Consider the following 1,031-nt stretch of genomic DNA (forward strand, 5'->3'; position numbering starts at 1 on the left):
GTATAATTATCTAAGTCTGGCTGATTATTTGGGTCTACTTTAAAAACTTGTTTTTCTCTTTCTAAGACTTGCAAACCTAAATAGGCTGCGCCAACATCACCAGAAACCACAATTAAATCGGTTTCTTTGGCTCCATTTCTATACACAATCTCTTCTTTTTCTGCCTTACCAATTGCAGTTACAGAAAGTAACATTCCTTTGGTAGAAGAAGTAGTATCTCCACCAATCAAATCCACTTTATAAGTATCACAAGCTAACTGAATACCTGCATATAACTCTTCAATTGCTTCTAGTGGAAACCTGTTAGAAACAGCAATTGAAACTGTAATTTGTTCTGCAGTTCCGTTCATTGCATATACATCAGATAAATTTACCATTACAGCTTTATACCCTAAATGTTTTAGTGGCATATAACTCAAATCAAAATGTACGCCTTCTACTAACAAGTCTGTAGTAACTAAAGTTTGTTTTTCTGATGCATCTAAAACTGCAGCATCATCTCCAACTGCTTTTATGGTACTAGGTTTTTCTACTTTAAAATATTTAGTAATATGATTGATTAGGCCAAATTCTCCTAATTCAGCCAACGACGTTTTTTGTGGATTTTTATTTGCTAACATGCTACAAAGATAGGCACATTCTTAAAATTACAAGGTTACTTTAACAGAGAAGTAAAAATAATATTACTATTTTTGATAGTAACTGTGTTTGGTATACTATTTGAATGTAATCACACGTTCTGTTAAAAAGAAAAATTATGTTTAAAAAATCATTACTCCTTTGTTTTATAGTTTTTGCAAGTTGTTCTAACAAATTAGACGTGGTAGAACCAGAAATTCAGTTAGTCATCAATCCTGAATTTAAATGCGAAAATGGTTTGGCAGGCCCATACCCTTGTAAAGATTATGATTTACTTGCCCATATTTCTTTAGAAGAATTTGGTGAAGGTAACGTACAAGGTAATGATTCTTGGGGTTGGGTAGACCCATCTACAAACAAAGAATATGCTTTAATGTGTACTAACTTAGGGG

Annotated in this window: 1 protein-coding gene and 1 pseudogene; one reads left to right on the forward strand and one right to left on the reverse strand. The window is 32.7% G+C overall.

The annotated features are described in order from the left end of the window. On the reverse strand, window positions 1–620 hold a 620-nt coding region (gene thiL / locus ACTG3S_RS14560), incomplete at its 3' end, for a thiamine-phosphate kinase (protein WP_439130052.1). Between the two features lie 137 nt (window positions 621–757). Here thiL and ACTG3S_RS14565 point away from each other — a divergent pair. Then, window positions 758–1,031, forward strand: a pseudogene (locus ACTG3S_RS14565) (choice-of-anchor B family protein); the annotation flags it as partial.

The organism is Polaribacter sp., from assembly GCF_965656025.1.
In the GTDB taxonomy this organism is placed as follows: domain Bacteria; phylum Bacteroidota; class Bacteroidia; order Flavobacteriales; family Flavobacteriaceae; genus Polaribacter.